The following is a 21,414-nucleotide window of genomic DNA, read 5'->3' on the forward strand; positions in this document are numbered from 1 at the left end:
GTCGTCACGGCCAGCCTCCCAGGGTGCTGATCGACCCGTTGGCCGCGACCAGCCGGGCCGGAACCCCGTGTGCGCGCACCATTGCCGGGCCGCGCACCAGGGTTGCCGTGGACAGGGTGTTGGCGTCCACGCATCGATCGGCGACAACGCTGACACTGCGCCAGGTCCGTGCTGCGGGCAGGCCGGTCGCCGGGTCCAGCACGTGGTGCAGCAGCCGCCCGCCCCGGCGCCAGGTGCGGCGCACGGTGCTTGACGTGGTGATGGCTGCGCCCGCGGGCAGGGAGATCGTGCAGGGTTCGTCGTTTTCCTTGTCCTGCACGAGGATCTGCCAGCCGCCGTGCGGTGCCGGTCCGGCCGTGGCGATGTCCCCGCCGAGGTTGACCAGGACCCCGGTGCGCAGCTTCACCGCGATGTCGGTGGCGCAGCGGTGCGCCGCGTACGCCTTGGCGGTGGCGCCGAGGTCCAGGGTGATGCCGTGCGGGATCGTCAGCGTGGTACCGGTCAGCATGACGTGCTGCCAGCCCGGTACGACTGTCACCGGCAGATCCCGGTCGTCCACGCGGATCTCGGCGATGTCGCGGTCGTAGCCCAGCGCGGCCATCGCCCCACCGACCGTCGGGTCCACGGCCCCGTCGCTGGCCTCGGCGGCGCTGAGCGCGGTGCGGACCAGTTCGGCCAGCAGCGGGCTGACCGGCGCGGGTGCCCCGGCGGGGTGGCGCGCCAGCTCCGAGTCGGGCCGGAACCTGCTGCACGCCAAGTCGATCGCGGCCAGCAGTCGCTCGGTGAGGACGCGGGCCTCGGGCAGTGCCGCGGGCTCGGTGACGAGGAGCCGCGCCGTGGCGCTCCACACCGGCCACTGCACGCTGGCGGTCATCACGAGCCGCCCGTGCGCGCGTGCGGCTGGCCGCCGCCGCTGTCCAGTTGCCCGCCGGACCAGGTGTCGGTGCCGCTGCTCTGTTGGTTGTCCTGGGTTGTCGTGCCGCTGCTCGGCGAGGCCACCGCCACGGCGACCGCGGCGGTACCCGCGATCCCCGCCGCGACCAGTGCGGCGGTGACCACTGTGACGGTGCTCAGCCCTCGTTCGCGTCCGCTCATGCATTCACCGTCGAGGCGTTTCCTGTGCACAACCTGTGCGCCGCTTTTGTGCCCGCTATGAGTGCTCTGGTTGGCCATCCCCCTGTTGCGGTAGTCGCCCGATGAGGTTGCTCACAGTGTCCAGCCTGTGACTGCTCGCACATGACTAGTTCTTGACCTGGGATTTTGTCAGGGCTAACCTCGGGGGTGCGTGATCATTACGCTGCGGCAACTGCGCTTTAATGTTCTTTTAATGTCGGCCCATGAACGTAGCCGTCGACAATGACGTCGGGACAGAAAATCCGTCGCCGATTCTGGGGTGCTCGTTTCGATGAAACTGCTCTCGCTGTCCCAGCGCGCCCTACCAGTGGCGGGCTGGACCGCCCTGCTGCTCGGGTGCTGCGCACTCGGCCACTTCGCCAGGGTGGTCGGCGTACCCGCCGCCCACCTGCTGGTGCCCCTGCTGATCGGCGCGGTCGCCGCGCTGACCGGCCTGGTCCGCCGCCAGCTCCCCGTGCCCGCGAACCGGGCCGCCCAAGCCGTGGTCGGCGCCCTGATGGGCAGCTACCTCGACCCGGCCGCCATGTCCGCCGTCGCCGACCTGATCATCCCGTTGGTGCTGGTCACCGTGCTGACCGTCGCGATCTGCGTGGGCGTCGCACTGCTGCTGTCCAGGTGGGCCGGATTGCCCAGGGCCGATGCCGTGCTTGGCCTGGTGCCCGGCGGATCGGCCGCGATCATCGCCTGCGCCGAGGACCTCGACGCGGACGGCAGGCTCGTCGCCTTCATGCAGTACCTGAGGGTCGCTCTGGTCGCGCTGACCGCCCCGCTGATCATGACGATGATCACCACCTCGGGCGGCACCAGCGGCAGCCCGCTGCTGCCGTCACTGGACCTCGTGTCCGCGCAACGCCTCGACGGCGGCCTGCTCGCACTGCTCGGCCTGTGCGTGCTCGGCGTCGGCGCGGGCAAACGCGTCGGCCTGCCCGCGCCCACACTGCTCGGCCCGATGCTGCTGGCCGCCATCGCCCAGTTCACCGGCGCCGTGCAGGGCTTCACCCCGATCGGGCTGTTGCAGGACATGGCGTTCGTCGCCGTCGGGCTGGAGGTGGGCCTGCGCTTCACGCCCGCCGTGATCCGGCGCATCGGGCGCAGCTTCCACCACGTGCTGGCCGCCACCACGCTGGTCTGCCTGGCCTGCGCCGGACTCGCCGCCCTGATGTCCCTGGCGCTGGCCATGCCCTTCGCCGACCTGTACCTGGCCACGACCCCCGGCGGCATCAACGCCGTGCTCGCCACCGCCGCCTCGCTCGACGCGCAGGTGCCGCTGATCTCCACCACACAGGGCCTGCGCCTGTTCGTCGTCGTGCTGCTCGTCCCGCCCGCCATCCGCTGGGCGGCCGCCCGCATCTCCCCACGCCCCCAGGAGGAACCCCGTGGACCCGCAGCAGCACTGGCAGGCTCAGCTCCAGTCCGGTCGGCGGCTTGACGTCGTGCAGTGGACGTCCGTCGGCGAGGAACTCGTCGGCTACGTGGTCGACGGCGCGCGTGTCGTGCGGGCCGACTCGCTCACCGGGTTCGCCGGGTACGTGCGGCGCGCCCGAGTCGTGACGGCCCTGCCCGGCAACGGCTGGACCGTGTCGTACCGGATGGACGACGGCTGCGTGGAGAAGCGCGAGGTCGTGGCCTGGCTGGTGTACGACGACGGGACGGTGGTCGGACACGACGCGGACGAGGACGGACTGGTCTACCCGAGCTGTGAGGCGGTGAACTTCTCACACCTGGCGAAGGTGTGAGGTGAGGGTGTGGAGTGCGGGTCGGCGTGTGTTGGGGGGCGTGGCGGGGTGGTGTGTTGGGGGTTGGGGGCGTGTTCCGTTTGGAGGGGGCGAGTCCCGTTCTCGGGTGGGTGAGTCCCGGTCTCCAGAGCGCGAGTCCCGGGCTGAGGGGCGCGAGTACCGTTCTGGGTTGGGTGAGATCCGGTGTGGGGGCGCGAGTTCCGGTGAGGGGTGAGTCCCGTTGTGGGGGAGGGGCGTTGGTGGGTGGTGTGCGGGGGGTTGCCGGGCTGGTGACGTGGGTTGGTTTGGTGCGGGTCCCTCGCGGCGGCCTGTGATCGGGGTTTCCGGGGCATGGAAGGATGCCCCGATTCGCCGACGAGCGTAAGGCCGCCGCTACCCGCACAAAACCAACCCCGGGTTGGTGAGGGGCGTGCGGTGGTTGGTGGGGTGGCACGTGGGGGTTGCGGCGCGTGTCGGCGCTTGCGGGGTGGTGTGTCGGGCGTGGCGGTGCCGCGTGTTGGGCGTTCCAGTGCGGTGTGTTGGGCATTGCGGTACCGCGTGTCGGACGTTCCCGTACCGCGTGTTCGGCGTTGCGGGGCGGTGTGTCGGACTTTCCCGTGCCGCGTGTTCGGCGTTCTGGTGCGGTGTGTCGGACGTCGCGGTGCAGCGTGTTCGGCGTTCCGGTGCGATGTGTTGGTGGTTGCGGGGTGGTGTGTTGGCGGTTGGGGTGCGGCGTGTCCCGCTGACCGGAGCGCGAGTCCCGCTCTGAGGAGTGCGAGTCCCGCTGACCGGAGCGCGAGTCCCGTTGTGGGGAGGATGAGTCCCGTTGCGGGGAGCGCGAGTCCAGGGTTGGGGTGGGTGAGTCTCGGGCTCCGGTGGGCGGGTCTCGTTGACTGGCTCGGGTTGGGTTTTGGGTGTGGTCACCCACATGGGTAGGCATTGGTGTGCAACGGTTTTGGTGCGAATGGTGGAGTAGAATGATTGGTATGACAGCATTCGTGGAGACTCAGCCTGCCGCAGGGTTGTGGCAGTTGGGTGATGCGGAGCTATTGGGTGAGTTGCAGGACGCGGAAGTGGTTCTGCGGCGAGCCTATGCGCGGGTGTTGGGGTTGGTCGCGGAGGCGGGTGCGCGGGGTGTGGCGGAGCGGGTGGGGTATCCGAGCCTGAGTGAATTGCTGCGCGGCGTGCTCTGTGTGAGTAGGAAGGAAGCTAGGCAGCGGATTGCGCATGCGGGGGTTCCGGTGGGGGTGGCGTTGGAGCCGGAGCAGTTGTCGGTGATCAACCGGGTACTGAGAGAACTGCCGCCACACGTGGATCAGACCGAGCGCGGACACGCGGTGGAGGTCCTGGCAGCAGCGGCCCAGCAACTGGACGCCTCCAGCCTGGTGCCGCTGGGCCGGGAGATCGTCAACCGGCTGGACCCCGACGGGGCGCTACCGAGCGAGGACGAACTCGCCCATCCCCGACGAGAGTTCCGCTACGACACACGGCGGGACGGATCAGTACGATTCACCGGGTGCCTGGACGCGGAGACCGGCGCCCTGCTGGGAGCTGTCCTCAGCCCGCTGGCCAAACCACACAACGCCCACGACACACGCAGCCTCAGCGAACGGCAAGGGGACGCGTTCGCGGAACTGCTGGAGACCAGCACCACCCCGACGGAAGGCGGAGAACGCCCCCACATCGCAGTGACCATCCCGCTAACAACACTCCAGAACGGGCTCGGAACCACCGAACTGGCCCCATCGGCGGTCCGCCGATTGGCCTGCGACGCGAAGGTCCTCCCAGTAGTACTGGGCAGCAACTCAGAACCACTCGACATCGGGCGGATCAGCTACACCGTGCCACCCCACCTCCGACGAGCACTCATCGTCCGGGACAGGCATTGTGCGTTCCCGGGGTGCAGGCGAAGGCCCAGCACCTGCCACGCACACCACATCGTCCACTGGGCGAACGGAGGAGACACGGCGCTGGCCAACCTGGTGCTGCTCTGCGGAATGCACCACAGGCTGATCCACCACAGCGGCTGGACGGTGCGAATGGTCAACGGGCGGCCGGAGTTCACGGCACCGGCCTTCGTCAGGCGAAGAGCGGGGTGACCCCTGACTTTCGGTAGGCCGGGTTCGAGCGTCGGGGATGACGCGCGCCGAGGGCACGGTGGCTCAGGCTTGGGTGACAGCAAGCCTGAAGGGACGGAGTGACATGATGCTCGCGGATCAGCAGCAGTGGATGGCCTGGGGTGTCATGGGGGTGGCCGCACTGGCGGTGCTGGGATACGTCCTGCTGTTCGTGGGGGCACTGGTCGGCGTGCTGCGCTCGGGGCTGGAGACGGGCATGAAGGCGGTGTGGCTGGTGTTCGCGTTCTGCGCGCCGTTCCTGGGCAGCATCTTGTGGTTCACGGTGGGCAGGAGGGACCCGGCGGCGGCGCGTCAGTACTGAGTGCCGAGCACGGTGGGGTGGTCGGGGGACAGGCCCCAGCGGTGCTGGTAGACGGCGAGCACGACCTGGGACACGGTCCAGGGCAGGGTGGGGTCGAGGGGTGCGGCCATGAGCTGCATGGGGCCCCAGGTATCGCCGTGCGGGGTGCGGTAGCCGGTGACGGGCAGCAGCAGGGCCCCGTTGCGTTCGTAGAAGGCGATGCGGCGCAGGCGGATCTCCTTCTCCTGGGGCGAGCAGTGGGGTTCCTGGGGGTCCTCGACGTCGAAGATCAGCATGGTGGAGTCGAGGTGCCGGGTGAGGGCGGTCCACAGCCGTGAGCCGAGGCCGCGGTTGCGGACCTGGGAGTCGACGACGAAGTAGCGCAGGAAGGTCCAGCCGGTGTCGCCGAGCGGACGCACGACGGCGAGGCCGAGCGGGCGTTCCCGCTCGGCGAGCACGAGGGCCTGCTGGCCGTCGGCGGGGTCGAGGAGATCGGCGAACGGGGCACGCAGGTGGGCGGCGAAGCCCTCCTCGTAGCAGCGGCGGACACGGTCGTGCTGGTCGGGGGTGATGGGGGAGAGCACGGCCTACCCGTCCAGTCCGAAGGCACGGCGGCCGTCGACGAAGGTGGCGAGCACCTGGATGTCGCGGATCCGCCCGGGATCGACAGCGGTGGGGTCCTCGGACAGCACGGTGAGGTCGGCGAGCTTGCCGGGCGTGACGGTGCCCTTGCGGTCCTCCTCGCCGGAGGCGTACGCGGAGCCGTAGGTGAAGGCACGCAGGGCTTCGGCGGCGCTGACGGCCTCGGTGGGGTTGAACGGGCGACCGGCCGAGGTGAGCTGGTTGACCATGTCGTGCATGCCGAGCAGCGGGGCGCCGTGCACCACGGGGCGGTCGGAACTGCCGGGCACGATGATGCCCGCGTCGAGCAGGGACCGTTGCCGGTACGCCCAGGGCACGCGCTCGGGGCCGAGGGCGCGCAGCATGCCGTCGCCGATCTCGTGGGCGAACCGGCCCTGCGGCACGGGGATCACGCCGAGTTCGGCGGCACGGGCGACCTGGTCGGGCCGGGACACGCCGAAGTGCTCGATACGGTGCCGGTGGTTGTAGCGCGGGAACCGGTCCAGGGCCTCGGCGTAGGCCTCGAGCACGAGGTCGATGGCGGCGTCGCCGATGGCGTGGGTGGCCACGCGCCAGCCGGAGCGGTGCGCGGCGAGAATGGTGGCGCGCAAGCGGTCGGCGTCGTCCTGAAGGTAACCGCGTTCGCCGGGGGAGTCGGCGAAGTCGTGGCACATGGCGGCGGTGTGCCCGATCAGCGAGCCGTCGGAGAACACCTTCACGGGGCCGATCCGCAGCCAGTCGTCGCCGAACCCGGTGCGCAAGCCGAGGTCCAGGCCGAGGGTGATGTCATCCTCGGCGTGAGCGGCCAGCGGGTGCAGTGCGTCGGCGGCGATCATCAGCTCGACCCGCACGCGCAGCCTGCGCTGTTCGCGGGCGGACTGGTAGGCGGCCAGCTCCACGGGGCTCTTGCCGATCCAGCCGCCACCGATACCGGCCTCCACGCAGCTGGTGATGCCCTCACGCAGGTACTGCTGCCCGGCCAGGTCGATGGCGTCCACGAGCGTGCTGACGGGGTAGGGCAGCACGAGCTCGTTGACCAGCTGCTGGGCCTGTTCCTGGAGCAGACCGGTGGGGCGGCCCGCGGCGTCGGTCACGACGAGCCCGCCGGGCACGTCCACGGCGCGGTCGGCCATGCCGAGGTCTTGCAGCACAAGGGAGTTGACCACGCACATGTGGCCGCTGGTGTGCTTGAGCCAGACGCGCTGGCCGGGGGCGGCCCGGTCCAGGGCGTCGCGGTCGGGGTGGCCGCCGATCTTGTTCTGGTCGTAGCCGCTGCCGAGGACCCAGCCAGGGCCGCCGGACCGGTCGGCGATGGCGCGGTAGAGCTGTTCCAGCGAACCGATGCCGGGGGAGCGCAGGTCCACTTCGGACAGTGTGAGTCCGTACCAGGCCATGTGGTTGTGCGCGTCGTGGAAGCCAGGTGTGACGGTGGCGCCGTCCAGGTCGATCACCCGGTGCGCGGGGCCGTCCGCGTCCAGTGCGGCGATCCGGTTGCCCGAGATCGCCACCGAACGGGCACGCGGGCGCCTGCCGTCCACGGTCACCACGTTGGCGTTGACCAGCTTCAGGTCAAACACGCTCGTCCCCCTCGCTCAACGACGCGAAAACCTCGCGGTACCAGTCACTCCACGGCGCGGGTCGGCCGGTTTCCCGGTCCACCTTGACGATTGCCCGGTAGCCACGGGCGAACACAGTGCCCGCTTTGGGATCAGCACAGGTGAACCCGTAGACGGCACTGGTGGTGCCGATGCGCTGGCCGACCAGCTCCACGCGCATCGGACCCGGCGCGGTCATCGCGGCCAGGAACTCGACGTGCAGTTCACGCACGGCGTAGTGCAGGTCGGCGTCCCGGTCGGCGAAGGACCGCCACGACTTGCCCAGCTGCTCGAACAACGCCGACTGCGCTCGCTCCACGTGCACGGCGTAGCGCGCGTTGTGCAGGTTGCCGTTCAGATCCAGCTCGTCGAAGAAAACCTCGCTGTGCCAGGAGAAACTCACGTGGCGCTCCACTGTCCTGTGGTGCGGTCGAACACCGGGCCGTGCAGTGCGGCCAGTTCCGCCTTGGCCACGCGCTGCGAGGCGGTACGCGGCAGGTCCTCGTGCCGCTGCCAGTACCGGGGGACCTTGAACGAGGCGAGGCGTTGCAGGCAGAACTCGGCCAGCTCGGTCGGATCGGCCTCGCTGACCAGGTATGCCTTGACCTCCTCGCCGCGCAGCTCGTCGGCCACGCCGACCACGGCCGCCAACCGCACCTCGGGGTGGGTCAGCAGCACCTCCTCGACCTCGCGGGCGGCGATGTTCTCCCCGGAACGCCGGATCATGTCCTTGAGCCGCCCGGTGTGGTAGACGCGGCCCCGCTCGTCCATGCGGCCCAGGTCCCCGGTGTGGAACCAGCCCTCGCGGAACACCGCCTCGTGGTTGAGGTAGCCGGTCATCATGCCGGGACCGCGCAGCAGGATCTCCCCGTCCACGATGCGCACCTCGCGGTTGCGGGTCGGCCCGCCGAGGCAGCCGGTGCCGACCAGTTCGTCGTGGTCGAGTTCGGTGACGCGCAGGTCCCCACCGGTCTCGGTCATGCCGAACGCCTCGTACCAGCCGACACCCCAGCGCTGCTCCAGCTCGGCGTGCAGCTTGGGCGGGATCGCCGAGCACTGCACGGCCCGCACCGAGTGCGCGCGGTCCAGTTCGTCGGGTGGCATGCGCAGCAACAGGGTGGGCATGGCGCCCAGGCAGTAGAAGTAGGTCACCCGGTGCTCGCGGACCTTCGCCCAGAAGCTGGCTGGGTGGAAGCCGTCCAGCACCACGAGTTCGGCACCGGCCAGCAGCCCGGCCACGACGTTCCACTGTGGATCGATGTAGTGGAACGGTTGGGCCGTCAGCAGTACGTCGGACCCGGTCAGGCGCGGGAACTCCTCGACCATGCTGCCGCCGAGCACGGTCCAGTACCGGTGTGACAGCACGCATCCCTTGGGGCGGCCGGTGGTTCCCGAGGTGAACTGGATGTTGACGGTGTCGGTGGGCCGGGCCTTGTGGTCCAGTGTTTCCGGCAGGCCGGACTCCAGGTCGGCCACGTGCAGCACGCGCGGCCCGATCCCGGCCAGCAACTCGTCGAACTCCGGCGTGGTCACGATCGCGGCGGCCTCGGACTCGCGCAGTACGTGCTCGGCGTCGGCGCTGCGGTACTTCACGTTCAGCGGCACCATGACCGCGCCGAGCCGGGCCAGCGCCAGCCAGGTGAGCGGGAACTCGGCGGTGTTGCGCAGCATCACGGCCACCCGGTCGCCGGGCCGCACCCCGCGCTCGCGCAAGGCGTTGGCGTAGCGCAGGGTCCGCGTGCCGACCTCGCCGAAGGTCAGCCGCTCACCGGGGTCGAAGGTCCAGGCCACGCGCTCGGGCCAGCGCTCGGCGGCGCTGTCCAGGATGCTGACCAGGTCGGTGGTCACGACTCCCCCGTGAAGCAGGTCAGCACGGCGTGGTCCACCTCGGCCGCCATGGACTCCTCCAGCGTGCGGTCCAGCCCGCGGTCCAGCGCCTGCTTGGCCAGTGCCAGCGCGGCCCTGGGGCGCTCCCGCAGCTGGCAGGCCAGTTCCCAGGCGAGCTGCTCGTGCCCCTCGGCGGGCGTGACCCGGTTGACCAGCCCGAACCGGGCCGCCTCCGCGGCGCCGAGCCGCTCGCCCAGCAGCAGCAACTCCTTGGCGCGCATCGGGCCGACCAGCAGCGGCAGCAGCCGGGAGATGCCCCCGGTGACACTCAGGCCCACGGCGACCTCGGGAAAGCCGAACTGGGTGTCCTCGGCGGCCACGACCAGGTCGCAGCCCAGGGCGAACTCGCAGCCCGCGCCCAGCGCGTAGCCGTGCACGGCGGCGATCACCGGGCCGGGGAACGCGCGGACGCGCCGGGTGACGTCCTGGATCCGGTCCACCCGCCGGTGCAGCCCCGACACGTCCTGTGCGGGCAGTTGCTCCTTGAGGTCGTGCCCGGAGCAGAACGCGCGCCCGCGCCCGGCCAGCACCGCCACCCGCGCGGACTCGGCCGTGGCCCGCTCCAGCGCGCCGACCAGCCCCTCGGTCAGCTCCGGCACCACGGCGTTGAGCCGGTGCGGCCGGTTGAGGTGGATCAGGGCCACCCCGTCCCGGAGCTCGTACTCGACAGCCACAGCGCCTCCCAGTTCCGATCGATCGATCGATCGACACGCTAGGATCGGTGCGAGCCGCTCGTCAAGGGGCGATAGGGTCGTTGCTTCGCAGAGGGGGAGGTGCCGTGGCGGACACCGAGGCCCGGATCCGCGCGGCGGCGATCCGGTTGTGGGCGGAGCGCGGCTTCCACGGCAGCGGCATCCGCGAGCTGGCCGAGGCGGCCGGGGTGTCCTCGGCCACGCTGTACCACTACATGGGCACCAAGGAGGACCTGCTCGCGGCGATCATGCGTGACGGCCTGCTGCGGCTGCTGGAGCTGGCCAGGGCGGCGGTCAAGCCCGCGCAGGGCACCGAGGAGCGGCTCAGTGCGCTGGTGCAGCTGCACGTGCTGACCCACGCCGTGCGGCCGGAGCAGACCCGGGTCGTGGACTGGGAGATGCGCTCGCTGTCCACCGAGCACGCCGCCGAGATCGTGGCGCTGCGGGACGAGTACGAGTTGCTCTGGCAGGAGGCGATCGACGAGGGCTGCCGCAGCGGCCTGTTCCGCCCCGCGCACCCCAGGGTGGCCCGGCTCGCGCTGCTGGAGATGTGCAACGGGGTCGCGCACTGGTACACCCCGGACGGCCCGCTGACCCTGGAGGAACTGGCCCTGCGGCACACCGAGATGGCCCTGGCGCTGTTGGGGGTCGCGGTCCCGGTCGGGGTGGACGTGGTGCGGCGCTGCCGGGACCTGATCACTCTGATGTGGACAGACTGACCCAGTCGGCCGCTTCCTCCACTGTGGACACGACATGGGCGGTGGGCAGCGCGGGCCTGCGCACGAGCAAAACCGGGACGCCGAGTTGCCGCGCTGCCACCAGCTTGGCGTCATCCCCGCCGCTGTCCTTGCTGACGATCAGGTCGATCCCGTTGCGCCGCAACAGCTCACACTCACCGTCCACAGTGAACGGACCTCGGTCGAGCAGCACCTCGTGCCGCGCGGGCAACGGCCCGGTCGGCGGCTCGATGGACCTCACCAGGAACCACACGTCGCGCACCTGCGCGAACTGCCCCAGGTCCTGGCGACCCGTCGTCAGCAGCACCCGTCGGCCCAGTGGCGGCACGAGCTCGGCCGCCTCCGACAGCGAACCGGCCCAGTGCCAGCGATCCCCGGCCACCTCGCGCCAACCGGGCCGGTGCAGCACCAGCAGCGGCACGCCCACGGCCCGCGCGGCGCGCACGGCGGAGGCGGTGATGCGGGCCGCGAACGGGTGTGTGGCGTCCACGACGGCGCTCACCCGTTCGGCCCGCAGCCAGGCCGCGAGCCCGTCCGGGCCGTCGAAGCCGCCGATCCGCACCTCGCCGGCGGGCAGTCGCGGCTGGCTCACCCGGCCCGCCAGTGCCGACACCACGCGCAGTTCGGGGCGGGCGGCCAGGGTGTCGGCCAGCCGCCTGCCCTCGGCGGTACCGCCCAGCACGAGCACCGTGGACCTCACGGTGGCTGACGATAGCCTGGGCCGGTGCCCCGCATCGAACGTGACGACCTCGACCGCGAACTGGTCCTGCCCGAGCGCGTGACCCGCGTCGTGTCACTGGTCCCGTCGCTGACCGAGGCCATCGCGCACAGCGCGCCCGGACTGCTCGTCGGCGCGACCGACTGGTGCACGCACCCCGCCGACCTGGACGTGGAACGCCTGCGGGGCACCAAGAACCCCGACGTGCGGCGGATCGCCGAGCTGGCGCCGGATCTGGTCGTGACCAACAAGGAGGAGAACCGCAAGCTCGACGTGGAGCGGCTCACCGCCGCGGGGGTCCCGGTGTGGGTCACCCTGGTCGAGGACGTGCCCAGCGCCCTGCGGTCGCTGACCCGCCTGTTCACCGCGGCCCTGGGCAGGCCCGAACCGGACTGGCTGGTGCGGGCCCGCGGGCAGCTCGGCGGGCCGGTGCCCGAGCCGGTGGCCAGCGGGGTGGTCTGCGTGTGGCGTGACCCGTGGATGGTCGTGGGCAGCCGCAACTTCGCCACCGACCTGCTCGCCAGGGTGGGCGTGCGCAACGTGTTCGGCGAGCACGCCGACCGGTACCCGAAGCTGGACCTCGCCGAGATCACCGGCGCCGACCTGGTGGTGCTGCCCGACGAGCCCTACGTGTTCGGCGCCGAGGACGGGCCGGAGGCCTTCCCCGGTCAGCAGGTCCGGCTGGTCAGCGGGCGGCTGCTCACCTGGTACGGGCCCTCGCTGGCCGAGGCCGTGCCGCGGCTGCGCGAGCAGTTGCGGTTGGCCTTCTGAGCCGGTGCCACGAAGGCCGGATTGACACCGCGCTGACGGCTACCCAGCGTCACATCGGGTTTGCCGTTGGTCAGTGCCGTTCGGGTGGCCAGGGCGAGGATTTTCGTTACACGTTCAGCCGGGAGTGTCACCTATAAGTGTGGTGTGTCACGAGGATCGGTAGTGGATTTGGTGACGCTAGGTTAGAAATGCCGCTCGGGGGTGCTCGCTGCCACGGTCGTGTCAAGGACCTGCTGCGCGAGAGGGAACGTTGTCACCCGTCAAGGAGTGAGCAGGCTGACCACCACGAGTGGACGTCATGACAGAGTGGCCAACCGGGCTGCCTGGCTGCGGATGCGGCGGGTCGAAGGCTGGCCGCTGCGCACCAAGCTGGCGATGGTGCTGCTGATCCCCGCGCTGGCCGCGGTCGTGTTCGGCGCCGACCGGGTGTACGCGGAGCTCGTGCTCGCCCGCCAGACCGCGATGTTGCAGGACGAGGCGGCCGCCATGAACCGGGCCGTCCTCGTGGCGCACGGCCTGCAACGCGAACGGGATCTGTCGCTCGGCAACGGCGGTGCCGGGCTCGCCGAGCAGCGCAAGCAGGTCGACGCGGCGGTGGCGGCGTTCAACGCCGAGCTCGCCGGCCACCCCGATCTCACCGCCCAGGACGCGCGGATCGCCCAGGCGCAGGCACAACTGCGCGACCTGCCCTCGGCGCGAACGGCCTCGGACCGGCCCGCGACCAGCCGGCTCACCGTGTTCGGCAGCTACTCCACGATCATCAGCCCGCTGCTCGCGCTCGCGGTGGCGATCGAGGGCCAGGCCGACGACGGGGACCTGCGGCGCACCGCGGGCGCGCTCGTCGACGTCGGCCGGGCGATCGAGCAGATCCAGTCCCAGCAGGCGGTTCTGGCTGGCACCACGGCGAACGGCGCGCTGTCCGCCGAGGCTCTCGCCGTGCTGCGCGTGGCCGAGGCCCGCCTCGACGACGCACTGTCCGACCTGCGCGCCACCCTGTCCGATGGGCAGGAGTTCGGCGCCGCGGTCGAGGGCAAGGCCCTCGACCGGCGCGAGCAGGCCGCGGACCAGATCCTCGCGCCGGACCAGCCCGCGGTCCGGCCCGCCGCGCAGATCGTTGCCTGGCAACAGGCCTCGCAGCCCGTCGCCGACCAGTTGGCCCGCTTCGAGACGGCGCTGTCCGGCTCGCTCAGCCAGGCGGTGAGCCAGCTCAGCACCTCCTCGAAGGCCAGCTCGTTGCAGGACGCGGCGCTGGTCATCGGCGCCCTGCTGCTCGGTCTCGTGCTGGCGCTGTACTTCGCCACCACCCTGCTCCGTCCATTGTGGATATTGCGGCGGCGTGCGCTGGACGTGGCCAAGCGGGAGCTGCCGGAGGTCATCGAGAACTTCGCGCGCTCGCCCGAGGTCTCGGCGCAGGTCCTGCCCGCCCAGGTCGAGGTGTCGACCACCGAGGAGATCGGCCAGCTGGCCCGCGCCTTCGACGAGGTGCACACCTCCGCGGTGCGGCTGGCCGCCGAGCAGGCGGCGTTGCGGCACAGCGTCAACGAGATCTTCGTGAGCCTGTCCCGGCGCACCCAGTCACTGGTGGACAACCAGCTCCGGATGATCGAGGACATGGAGGCCGAGGAGCTGGATCCCGACCAGCTCGACAGGCTGTTCAAGCTGGACCACCTGGCGACGCGGATGCGGCGCAACAGCGAGAACCTGTTGGTGCTGGCCGGTGCCTCGCTGCGCAGGTCCACCCGCCGACCGGTCCCGCTCACCGGGATGTTGCAGGCCGCGGTGTCCGAGATCGAGCAGTACACCCGGATCGTGCTCAAACCGGCGCCCGAACTCGTCCTGGTGGGCGACGCCGTCAGCGACGCCGTTCACCTGCTCGCCGAACTGCTGGACAACGCCACGACGTTCTCCCCGCCCCAGACCCAGGTCACCGTGGTGTGCACCCAGTACCGCCGCGGCGACCTGCGCATCGCCGTTGCGGACGAGGGAGTGGGCCTGTCCACCGCCGAGTTGGAGGAGCTGAACCGGCAACTGGCGACCTCGGCGCCGATCGAGGCGGCCGTGTCGCAGAAGATGGGGCTGTTCGTGGTGAGCAGGCTCGCCGCGCGCAGGGGCATCACCGTGCGACTGCGCAACAACATCGGCTCGGGCATCATCGCCGACGTCACGCTGCCCGGTGACGTGCTGCGGCCCGCGGAGTCCACGCCACCGGCCGTGTCGCCGCAGCGGGCCCTGACCGGCGCCTCCGCCGTGACGGCCCGCAAGCGGTACCAGGTGGAGGCGGCCGCCGCCGAGGACAAGGTGGAGCTGCCGCAACGACCGCCCGACGCGCCGCGCGCGAGCTGGCGCCTCGGGGGCACGACCGCACCGGCCCAGACGCTGGTCGAACCGGCGCCGGAGTCCGCGCCACCCAGTCGCCCGGAACCCGAGGAGCCCAGCGCCACGGCGCCCGAACCGCTCTGGCCGCGCGAGGAGCCCGCTGAACTCACGCCGATCTTCGACAGGATCTTTCCCGCCTGGTTCCGCGAACCGCCGCAGGGCGCGAGCGCCGAGGACGCGGGCTGGTCCCCGGCGATGGACGAGATCTGGCACGCGGGCGACCGCCTGGACGACCCGGTGGCCGACGGGTTCACCGCGGCCGGGCTGCCGCGCCGGGTTCGCGGCGCGCTGCTGGTGCGGGGCAGCGTGCGAGCCGCCGAGGACGAGGACCGGCCGCAGCCACCGCCACCCAACGGCGCCGAGCTCAAGCGGCGGATGGCCAGCTACCAATCGGGGATGAGACGTGTGCGGGGCGAGCACCCGTCGCAGGACAACGCAAGCAGGAGGAACGGTTCGTGACATCGACCGATCTGGCCAAGGCCGACGAGTTCGACTGGCTCATCACCTCGTTCACCAGGAAAACCCCGGGAGCGGCGCACACCGTGGTGGTGTCCAGTGACGGCTTGCTGCTCAGCGCCTCGGACTCGATCCCGCGGGATCGGGCCGAGCAGTTGGCCGCCGTCGTGTCGGGGTTGCAGAGCCTGACCAAGGGCGCGGCGACGATCTTCGAGGGGGGTGAGGTGGACCAGACGGTGGTGGAGATGCGCCGGGGTCTGTTGCTGCTGATGACGGTCAGCGAGGGCTCCTGCCTCGCGGTGCTCGCATCGCCTGACAGCGATATCGGCGTGCTGGCCTACGAGATGGCCGCGTTGCAGGGCAAGGTCGGCAAGCTGCTGACCCCCGAGCTCAGAGCCAGCCTGAAGTCGGTGCTGTGAGCCAGGGACAGATGACCGGTGGCCCGGTGCCGATGGGCTCGGCCAAGATCGTGATCGCCGGTGGCTTCGGGGTGGGCAAGACGACCTTCGTCGGCACCGTCTCCGAGGTGGCCCCGCTGCGGACGGAGGCCGTGATGACCGAGCGGAGCGCGGTGATCGACGACCTGTCCGGGACCCCGGACAAGCACACCACCACCGTGGCGATGGACTTCGGCCGCATCACCGTGGACGACTCGCTGGTGCTCTACCTGTTCGGGACCCCTGGCCAGAACAGGTTCTGGTTCATGTGGAACGACCTCACACGCGGGGCGATCGGCGCGGTCGTGCTCGTCGACACCAGGCGGCTGCGGGACTGCTTCGCCGCCGTCGACTACTTCGAACGGCTCGGGCTGCCGTTCGTGATCGCGGTCAACCACTTCGACGGGAAACGCCTGCACAGCCACGACCAGGTGCGCGAGGCGCTACGCATCCCGCAGTCGGTACCCGTGGTCGACTGCGACGCCCGTGACCGAGCCTCCGCGCGTGAGGCACTCGTCGAACTGGTCCAGCACGCGATGCAGCGCAGGGCCGAGACCACCAGCGAGGAATCGGTGCCGCTGTGAACCAAACCGACATGCAGCACTTCTCGATGGGCGTGTGGACCCTCGCGGTCGCCTACGCCACCTCGGTCATCGGTTCGCTGATGGGCCTGTCCTGCGCGTCCCGGGCCCGGCGGGAGCCGGCGCCGCGCAAGAAGGTGCTCTGGACGGTGCTCGGCGCGTTGGCCATCGGGGGCGTGGCGATCTGGCTGATGCACTTCATCGCGATGCTCGGGTTCGCGGTGACCGACAGCCCGGTCCGGTACTCGGTGCCGCTGACCGCGTTGTCCGCGGTGGTCGCCGTCCTGGTCGTCGGCATCGGACTGTCGATGATCACGTTCGGGCGGTTCGGGGTGCCGCGGCTGGTCCTCGCGGGCGTCATCGCCGGGGTGGGGGTCGCGTTCATGCACTACCTCGGCATGGCCGCGCTCGAGTTCCAGGGCGAGATCTCCTACGACCCGGTGCTCGCGGCGGTGTCCGTCGTGCTCGCGGTGGCCGCGGCGACGGCGGCGTTGTGGTGCACCGTGCGCGTCCGGTCGACCGCGGCCAGGACGGGGTCGGGGCTGTTGCTGGCCGTGGCCGTGACCGGCATGCACTACACCGGCATGGCGGGGGTGGCGGTGACCGTGGACTCGTCCGGGCCGGCGCCGACCGGTGCCGACGTGTTCGACCTGGTGTTCCCGGTCTTCGTGATCAGCGGCCTGATCATCGCCGGGCTGCTGTGGGCGCTGTTCACCAGCCTGGTCGAGCCTTTGGCGACAGAGCGCGCACCCACCGGCTGAGGGTCGGGATTCGCGTGCGGGTCAGCGGGACTCGCCGTGGCGGCCGACGATCGTGCCAGCGCGGTCGATGACGATCACCTCCACGGAGATGTCGGCACCGCGCAGCACACCGAGGGCGGTGTCCCTGGCGCGAGCCGCGACGAGGTCGCCCAGGGGCAGGCCCTCGCGCTGGCACAGGGTCAGCGCGCCGAGCGCGGTGTTGGCCGCCCGCACGGCGGTGACCAGTTCGGGTGTGCCGCCCGCCTCGTGCACCACCTGGGCCAGCATCTCGTGGTTGACCTGCGAGCGGCCGGAGTGCAGGTCCAGGTGGCCGTCGGCGAGCTTGGCCAGCTTGCCGATGCCGCCGGCGATGCTCAGCGCGGGCACGGGGTGGCCGCGCAGGTGCTTGAGCATGGCCCCGACGAAGTCGCCCATGTCCAGCAGCGCGTCCTCGGGCAGCCCGTACAGCTCGGTGACCACCCGCTCCGAGGTGCTGCCGGTGCAGCCCGCCACGTGCCGGTGCCCGGCCGCGCGCGCCACGTCGATGCCGCGCCGGATGCTGTCGATCCAGGCCGAGCAGGAGTAGGGCACCACCACCCCGGTCGTGCCCAGGATGGACAGCCCGCCGAGGATGCCAAGCCGGGGGTTCCAGGTGTGCCTGGCGATCTCCTCGCCGCCGTCCACCGACACCTCGACGACCACGTCGCCCGCGGCGCCGTGGGCGGCGGCCACCTCGGCCACCACCCCGCACATCAGCTGCCGCGGCACCGGGTTGATCGCGGGCTCGCCGACCGCGAGCGGCAGCCCCGGCTTGGTCACCGTGCCCACCCCCGGCCCGGCGCGGAACACCACCCCGGTCCCCGGCTCGCCCAGCCGCACCGTGGACCGGATCAGCGCCCCGTGCGTGACGTCCGGGTCGTCGCCCGCGTCCTTGACCACGCCCGCGGTGGCGTGGTCCGCGCCGAGCTCCTCCACGGCCAGCGCGAAGGCCGGGGTGTGGCCCTTGGGCAGCACGATGCCGACCGGGTCGGGGAACGAGCCGGTCAGCAGTGCCGTGTAGGCGGCCTTGGTGGCGGCGGTGGCGCACGCCCCGGTGGTCCAGCCGCGCCGCAGCCCGGTCGCGTCCCTGCTCATGACCCGCACATCATCCCGCACGACACCCCGTTCCCCCGAATGGGCGGCTCACTGACGCCCCACGGCCCGCCGGGTTCCGGCAAGATCAGCAGCAGGAGCCGAAGGAGGTGGCCGTGTCCGAGGCCAGCATCGCCGAGTTGCAGGAGGGCATCGCCGAGCTGCGCGAGCAGGTCAGTGCGCTGACCGCGCTGGTGCAGCGGGGCGGGCACCGCAAGCGCGCGCTGGACGAGGTGGACGAGGAGCTGGCCGGTGCCGTGCAGGTGCTGGCCGCGGCCCGCGAGGCCGAACTCCGCCAGCTGACCGCCGAGCAGGCCATGGTGCTGCGCAGGCGCGTCATGGAGGTGCAGGGCCAGCTGGGCAAGGGCCGTTCGCGGCGGCCCGGCGGTGAGTCCTACGTGAACCTGACCCCCAAGCAGGTGCAGCCCAAGTGGGCCACCGTGGAGGCGGCCCAGCGCCTGGTCGAGGCCGACCTGCAGAAGCTGGAGGAGGCCGAGCAGGCGTCCGGGCCCAGCAAGGACGAGATCACCGCCGCCCGGGGCAGGATCAGCCTGGTGACCAAGCAGCGGCTGGCCGCGCACGTGGGCGCGGGGGAGTCGCTGCCGCCGTGGTTGCAGGCCGCCGTGGGCTCCATGCCGCGACCCGACCCCGAGCCCTGGGTGAAGGCCGCGCACCTGGTGCTGGCGTTCCGGGTGGAGCACGAGGTCACCGACCCGATCCTGCCGCTGGGCACCAAGCCAAGCGGGGACGATGCCTACAGCGCCCGCAGGGCCGCCGAGTACAAGAAGATCGCCGAGGAGTTGAACAAGCTGCACGCCTTGGGCGGGGCCAGCGAGTTCAAGCCCTGATGCTCAGCTTCACCGGACTGCACAACGGCGGCGGGCACCCGATCGCGAACCGGACCGACCTGTACTACAACGCCGAGGCCGACTTCGCCCTGACCGACGGCGAGCGGGTGCTCTACGCCGAGTCCTACTTCACGGTGGCCGAGCTGGCCCGCCAGCTGCTCGCCTGGGACGGCAAGGGGGAGTTCGGCTACCTCGACGACAGCATGATCGAGCACGGTGCCGTCCGTATCCGCCGCAGTGGTCAGGGCTGGCGGCTCGGCTCGGTGTTCGCCCCGGACTCGTGGACTCGCGAGGTCAGCACCCCGTGGCTGCGCAAGCACATCGCCGAGTTCCACGCCGCCGTGGACGCCGCGTGCCGCGCGGAGTTCGGCGTGCCGCTCACGGGCTGACCGGGGCGTTCCAGTCCAGCATGGCGAGCACCTCGGGGTCGACGGGCGGGCGCCTGGCGGGTGTGGCGGGGGAGTTGGTCGGGGCGGCGGTGATGCGGGCACTGGTGGCGATGTTCTGCTCCACGCGGGGGCGGCGGATCCGCTCGTAGGCCGCCAGCGCCGCCGAACTGAGACCCAAGTCTCGAATTGACTTGCCGAGCACCACGGCGTCCTCCAGGGCCATCGAGGCGCCCTGGCCGGTGGCGGGGGAGGCGGCGTGCGCGGCGTCGCCGATCAGCAGCACGCGGCCGTCCCGCCAGCGCAGGCCCTCGGGCAGGTCACGGGCGTTGGTGACCATCAACTGCTCCCCGGTGGCCGCGACGATGTCCGCGGCCGGGGTCTGGTCCAGGCTCACCAGGGGCAGCAGGTGCTCGCGCAGGCTCGCGGGCGTGGCAGCGGCGATCTCGGCACCGGAGAGCTGCTCGGCGGGCACGCGGAGGAACCAGTAGGTCTGCCCGGCGGGGGACACGGCGTAGCCCATCGAGGACCTGCTGCCGCGGATCATCTCGATCCGTGCGGGCTCGTGCGGCGGCGCGGCCTCGGTGGTGTAGCCGTAGTAGACCCGCTGGCCCGCGTAGCGGGGACGGCCCGCACCGGCCCGCACCACGGAGTTCAGCCCGTCCGCGCCGACGAGCAGCGAGCCGGTGGCCGTGCTGCCGTCCGCGAAGCTCGCGGTGACCCCGTGCTCGTCCTGGCTGATCCCGGTGAGCCGCTTGCCGTGCCGCAGGTCGATGCCGCGGCGGCCCGCCTCCTCGCGCAGCGCGGCACCCAGCTCGGCACGCCGCAGGCAGCGCACGGGGTTCGCGGGGTCACCCATGGGCGCCGCGGCCAACTGGGCGCCGTCCTGGCCGGTCAGCCGCATCGCGGTGAGCGGGAAGCCGACCCGGTGCACCGGCTCGGCGCAGTCGATCTGCGTGAGCGCCCAGGTGCCGTTGCTGGCCAGGGTCAGGAACGCGCCGATGTCCTCGTCGGCCACCGGCTGGGCCTCGAACACGGTGACCTCGGCCCCGGCCTTGTGCAGGGCCAGCGCCGCGGCCGTACCCGCGATGCCGCCACCGATGACCAGCACCCCGGTCACGCCGCACCCCTCGGGCTGATCATCGTCATGCCGGTCGGCGGGGCCGTGTGCATGGTGGCCAGCGCCGGTCCCGCCTCGGCCAGGCCGATGGTGCGCGCGATGAGCCGGTCCGGGCGCAGCGTGCCGGCGCCGACCATGCCGATCATTGACGGGTAGGCGTGCGCGGCCATGCCGTGACTGCCCAGCACCTGCAACTCCCAGCCGATGACCCGCTCCATGGGCAGCACGGCGGGGCCCGCGGCCGGGGGCAGCAGGCCGACCTGCACGTGCCGCCCGCGCCTGCGCAGGCCCAGGATCGAGGCGGCACAGGTGGCCGGGCTGCCCAGCGCGTCCAGCGAGACGTGCGCCCCGCCGTCGGTGGCCGAGACGATCGCCGCGGGCACGTCCGCGACGGCGCCGCCGTCCACGCACACCTCGGCGCCGAACTCGGCGGCCAGCGCGAGCGCACCCGGCGAGAGGTCCACCGCCACCACCCGTGCCCCGGCCGCCGCCGCGATCATCACCGCGGACAGGCCCACCCCGCCGCAGCCGTGCACGGCCACCCACTGACCCGGTTCCACCCGGCCGTGCGCGACGACGGCCCGGAACGCCGTGGCGAACCGGCACCCCAGTGCCGCCGCGGTGGAGTAGCGCATGTCCTCGGGCAGCCGCACCAGGTTGACCTCGGCGTGGTCCACTGCCACGAACTCGGCGAACGAGCCCCAGTGCGTGAAGCCCGGCTGGGTCTGCCGCTGGCACACCTGCTGGTCACCGGCCGCGCACGAGGCACACCGCCCGCAGGCGCTGATGAACGGCACGGTGACCCGGTCCCCGGCACGCCACTGCGTGACCTCGGCGCCCACGGCCTGCACCACCCCGGCCAGTTCGTGCCCCGGCACGTGCGGCAGCACGCGGATGTCCGAGTCGTGGCCCTGCCAGCCGTGCCAGTCGCTGCGGCACAGGCCGGTGGCCTCCACGCCGATCACCACCCCGTCGCGCGCGGGCGCCGGATCGGCCACCTCGCGCACCTCGGGCATCGCCCCGAACTGCTCGTACACCACCGCGCGCATTC

23 protein-coding genes are annotated in these 21,414 nt (G+C 71.6%); 12 read left to right on the forward strand and 11 right to left on the reverse strand.

Going from position 1 to position 21,414, the window contains the following annotated elements; genetic code table 11:
- Nucleotides 1-4: 4 nt before the first annotated feature.
- Both KALB_RS16075 and KALB_RS46530 read right to left on the reverse strand, forming a co-directional pair.
- Entirely contained in the window at nt 5-874 is an 870-nt protein-coding gene (locus tag KALB_RS16075; protein WP_025356734.1) for an FAD:protein FMN transferase, read from the reverse strand.
- Nucleotides 874-1,095, reverse strand: coding sequence for a hypothetical protein (locus tag KALB_RS46530; RefSeq protein WP_148309485.1), 222 nt, complete (start codon nt 1,093-1,095; stop codon nt 874-876). Before KALB_RS46530 ends, KALB_RS16075 begins: the two co-directional genes overlap by 1 nt.
- Nucleotides 1,096-1,405: 310 nt before the next feature.
- Here KALB_RS46530 and KALB_RS16085 point away from each other — a divergent pair, with 310 nt between their 5' ends.
- The 4 genes from KALB_RS16085 to KALB_RS16100 all read left to right on the forward strand — a co-directional run bounded on the left by KALB_RS16085 (nt 1,406) and on the right by KALB_RS16100 (nt 5,288).
- Nucleotides 1,406-2,563: an AbrB family transcriptional regulator gene (locus KALB_RS16085; RefSeq protein ID WP_042220393.1), complete on the forward strand. Its 1,158-nt coding sequence runs from the start codon at nt 1,406-1,408 to the stop codon at nt 2,561-2,563.
- Complete coding sequence (locus KALB_RS16090) at nt 2,511-2,870, forward strand: hypothetical protein (protein ID WP_025356737.1); 360 nt, start codon at nt 2,511-2,513, stop codon at nt 2,868-2,870. The genes KALB_RS16085 and KALB_RS16090 overlap by 53 nt, the downstream gene beginning before the upstream one ends.
- A 1,220-nt stretch (nt 2,871-4,090) precedes the next feature.
- A complete protein-coding gene (locus KALB_RS16095) occupies nt 4,091-4,948 on the forward strand; it encodes an HNH endonuclease signature motif containing protein (protein WP_025356738.1) in 858 nt (285 codons plus the stop codon).
- Nucleotides 4,949-5,051: 103 nt separating this feature from the next.
- A complete protein-coding gene (locus KALB_RS16100; protein WP_051913092.1) occupies nt 5,052-5,288 on the forward strand; it encodes a PLD nuclease N-terminal domain-containing protein in 237 nt (78 codons plus the stop codon).
- Here KALB_RS16100 and KALB_RS43935 read toward each other — a convergent pair.
- The 5 genes from KALB_RS43935 to KALB_RS16125 are packed head-to-tail and all read right to left on the reverse strand — an operon-like array spanning nt 5,279 to nt 10,044.
- The gene (locus tag KALB_RS43935) at nt 5,279-5,851 is read right to left on the reverse strand and encodes a GNAT family N-acetyltransferase (RefSeq protein ID WP_025356740.1); all 573 of its coding nucleotides are present in this window, start codon (nt 5,849-5,851) and stop codon (nt 5,279-5,281) included. The two genes, KALB_RS16100 and KALB_RS43935, sit on opposite strands and share 10 nt — an antisense overlap.
- 3 nt (nt 5,852-5,854) lie before the next feature.
- Complete coding sequence (locus tag KALB_RS16110; protein ID WP_025356741.1) at nt 5,855-7,465, reverse strand: amidohydrolase; 1,611 nt, start codon at nt 7,463-7,465, stop codon at nt 5,855-5,857.
- Entirely contained in the window at nt 7,458-7,886 is a 429-nt protein-coding gene (locus tag KALB_RS16115) for an acyl-CoA thioesterase (RefSeq protein WP_025356742.1), read from the reverse strand. Before KALB_RS16115 ends, KALB_RS16110 begins: the two co-directional genes overlap by 8 nt.
- A complete protein-coding gene (locus KALB_RS16120) occupies nt 7,883-9,331 on the reverse strand; it encodes an AMP-binding protein (RefSeq protein ID WP_025356743.1) in 1,449 nt (482 codons plus the stop codon). Before KALB_RS16120 ends, KALB_RS16115 begins: the two co-directional genes overlap by 4 nt.
- The gene (locus KALB_RS16125; RefSeq protein WP_236650267.1) at nt 9,328-10,044 is read right to left on the reverse strand and encodes an enoyl-CoA hydratase/isomerase family protein; all 717 of its coding nucleotides are present in this window, start codon (nt 10,042-10,044) and stop codon (nt 9,328-9,330) included. Before KALB_RS16125 ends, KALB_RS16120 begins: the two co-directional genes overlap by 4 nt.
- Before the next feature lie 104 nt (nt 10,045-10,148).
- Here KALB_RS16125 and KALB_RS16130 point away from each other — a divergent pair, with 104 nt between their 5' ends.
- Nucleotides 10,149-10,781: a TetR/AcrR family transcriptional regulator gene (locus tag KALB_RS16130; RefSeq protein ID WP_025356745.1), complete on the forward strand. Its 633-nt coding sequence runs from the start codon at nt 10,149-10,151 to the stop codon at nt 10,779-10,781.
- Here KALB_RS16130 and KALB_RS16135 read toward each other — a convergent pair.
- Nucleotides 10,759-11,499: a cobalt-precorrin-6A reductase gene (locus KALB_RS16135; RefSeq protein ID WP_148309486.1), complete on the reverse strand. Its 741-nt coding sequence runs from the start codon at nt 11,497-11,499 to the stop codon at nt 10,759-10,761. The genes KALB_RS16130 and KALB_RS16135 overlap by 23 nt on opposite strands.
- A 24-nt stretch (nt 11,500-11,523) precedes the next feature.
- Between KALB_RS16135 and KALB_RS16140 the strand changes: the two genes are divergently transcribed.
- From KALB_RS16140 to KALB_RS16160, 5 genes are all read left to right on the forward strand, one after another.
- The gene (locus KALB_RS16140) at nt 11,524-12,288 is read left to right on the forward strand and encodes a helical backbone metal receptor (protein ID WP_025356747.1); all 765 of its coding nucleotides are present in this window, start codon (nt 11,524-11,526) and stop codon (nt 12,286-12,288) included.
- A gap of 306 nt (nt 12,289-12,594) precedes the next feature.
- Nucleotides 12,595-15,123, forward strand: coding sequence for a sensor histidine kinase (locus KALB_RS16145; RefSeq protein WP_025356748.1), 2,529 nt, complete (start codon nt 12,595-12,597; stop codon nt 15,121-15,123).
- On the forward strand, nt 15,120-15,539 hold the full coding sequence (locus KALB_RS16150) for a roadblock/LC7 domain-containing protein (RefSeq protein WP_025356749.1): 420 nt from the start codon (nt 15,120-15,122) through the stop codon (nt 15,537-15,539). Before KALB_RS16145 ends, KALB_RS16150 begins: the two co-directional genes overlap by 4 nt.
- Before the next feature lie 11 nt (nt 15,540-15,550).
- The gene (locus tag KALB_RS16155; protein WP_025356750.1) at nt 15,551-16,141 is read left to right on the forward strand and encodes a GTP-binding protein; all 591 of its coding nucleotides are present in this window, start codon (nt 15,551-15,553) and stop codon (nt 16,139-16,141) included.
- Nucleotides 16,138-16,899 carry an MHYT domain-containing protein gene (locus KALB_RS16160; protein ID WP_236650268.1) on the forward strand — a complete coding sequence of 254 codons (762 nt, stop codon included), beginning with the start codon at nt 16,138-16,140 and terminating at the stop codon, nt 16,897-16,899. Before KALB_RS16155 ends, KALB_RS16160 begins: the two co-directional genes overlap by 4 nt.
- A 21-nt stretch (nt 16,900-16,920) precedes the next feature.
- On the opposite strand, the gene KALB_RS16165 is transcribed toward KALB_RS16160, so the two are convergent.
- Nucleotides 16,921-18,012 (reverse strand): cobalt-precorrin-5B (C(1))-methyltransferase, encoded by a 1,092-nt coding sequence (locus tag KALB_RS16165; RefSeq protein WP_025356752.1) that lies wholly within the window; start codon nt 18,010-18,012, stop codon nt 16,921-16,923.
- A 113-nt stretch (nt 18,013-18,125) separates the two neighbouring features.
- On the opposite strand from KALB_RS16165, the gene KALB_RS16170 reads away from it, so the two are divergent.
- Nucleotides 18,126-18,857, forward strand: a complete 732-nt coding sequence (locus KALB_RS16170) for a hypothetical protein (protein WP_148309487.1) — start codon at nt 18,126-18,128, stop codon at nt 18,855-18,857.
- Nucleotides 18,857-19,246: a DUF7878 domain-containing protein gene (locus tag KALB_RS16175; RefSeq protein ID WP_025356754.1), complete on the forward strand. Its 390-nt coding sequence runs from the start codon at nt 18,857-18,859 to the stop codon at nt 19,244-19,246. The genes KALB_RS16170 and KALB_RS16175 overlap by 1 nt, the downstream gene beginning before the upstream one ends.
- Here the strand turns inward: KALB_RS16175 and KALB_RS16180 are convergent.
- Together KALB_RS16180 and KALB_RS16185 are read right to left on the reverse strand one after the other, a co-directional pair.
- Nucleotides 19,236-20,363 carry an FAD-dependent oxidoreductase gene (locus KALB_RS16180; protein WP_025356755.1) on the reverse strand — a complete coding sequence of 376 codons (1,128 nt, stop codon included), beginning with the start codon at nt 20,361-20,363 and terminating at the stop codon, nt 19,236-19,238. The genes KALB_RS16175 and KALB_RS16180 overlap by 11 nt on opposite strands.
- Nucleotides 20,360-21,412, reverse strand: coding sequence for a zinc-dependent alcohol dehydrogenase family protein (locus KALB_RS16185; protein ID WP_025356756.1), 1,053 nt, complete (start codon nt 21,410-21,412; stop codon nt 20,360-20,362). Before KALB_RS16185 ends, KALB_RS16180 begins: the two co-directional genes overlap by 4 nt.
- Nucleotides 21,413-21,414: the final 2 nt, after the last annotated feature.

It is taken from the genome of Kutzneria viridogrisea DSM 43870 (assembly GCF_000525635.1).
GTDB classification, from domain to species: domain Bacteria; phylum Actinomycetota; class Actinomycetes; order Mycobacteriales; family Pseudonocardiaceae; genus Kutzneria; species Kutzneria viridogrisea.

Bases quoted from the DNA above. Each gene is read 5' to 3' on its own strand.
- KALB_RS16075 (WP_025356734.1), bottom strand. From the start codon at position 874: ATGACCGCCAGCGTGCAGTGGCCGGTGTGGAGCGCCACGGCGCGGCTC.
- KALB_RS46530 (WP_148309485.1), bottom strand. From the start codon at position 1,095: ATGAGCGGACGCGAACGAGGGCTGAGCACCGTCACAGTGGTCACCGCC.
- KALB_RS16085 (WP_042220393.1), top strand. From the start codon at position 1,406: ATGAAACTGCTCTCGCTGTCCCAGCGCGCCCTACCAGTGGCGGGCTGG.
- KALB_RS16100 (WP_051913092.1), top strand. From the start codon at position 5,052: ATGATGCTCGCGGATCAGCAGCAGTGGATGGCCTGGGGTGTCATGGGG.
- KALB_RS16155 (WP_025356750.1), top strand. From the start codon at position 15,551: ATGACCGGTGGCCCGGTGCCGATGGGCTCGGCCAAGATCGTGATCGCC.
- KALB_RS16165 (WP_025356752.1), bottom strand. From the start codon at position 18,012: ATGAGCAGGGACGCGACCGGGCTGCGGCGCGGCTGGACCACCGGGGCG.
- KALB_RS16175 (WP_025356754.1), top strand. From the start codon at position 18,857: ATGCTCAGCTTCACCGGACTGCACAACGGCGGCGGGCACCCGATCGCG.
- KALB_RS16185 (WP_025356756.1), bottom strand. From the start codon at position 21,412: ATGCGCGCGGTGGTGTACGAGCAGTTCGGGGCGATGCCCGAGGTGCGC.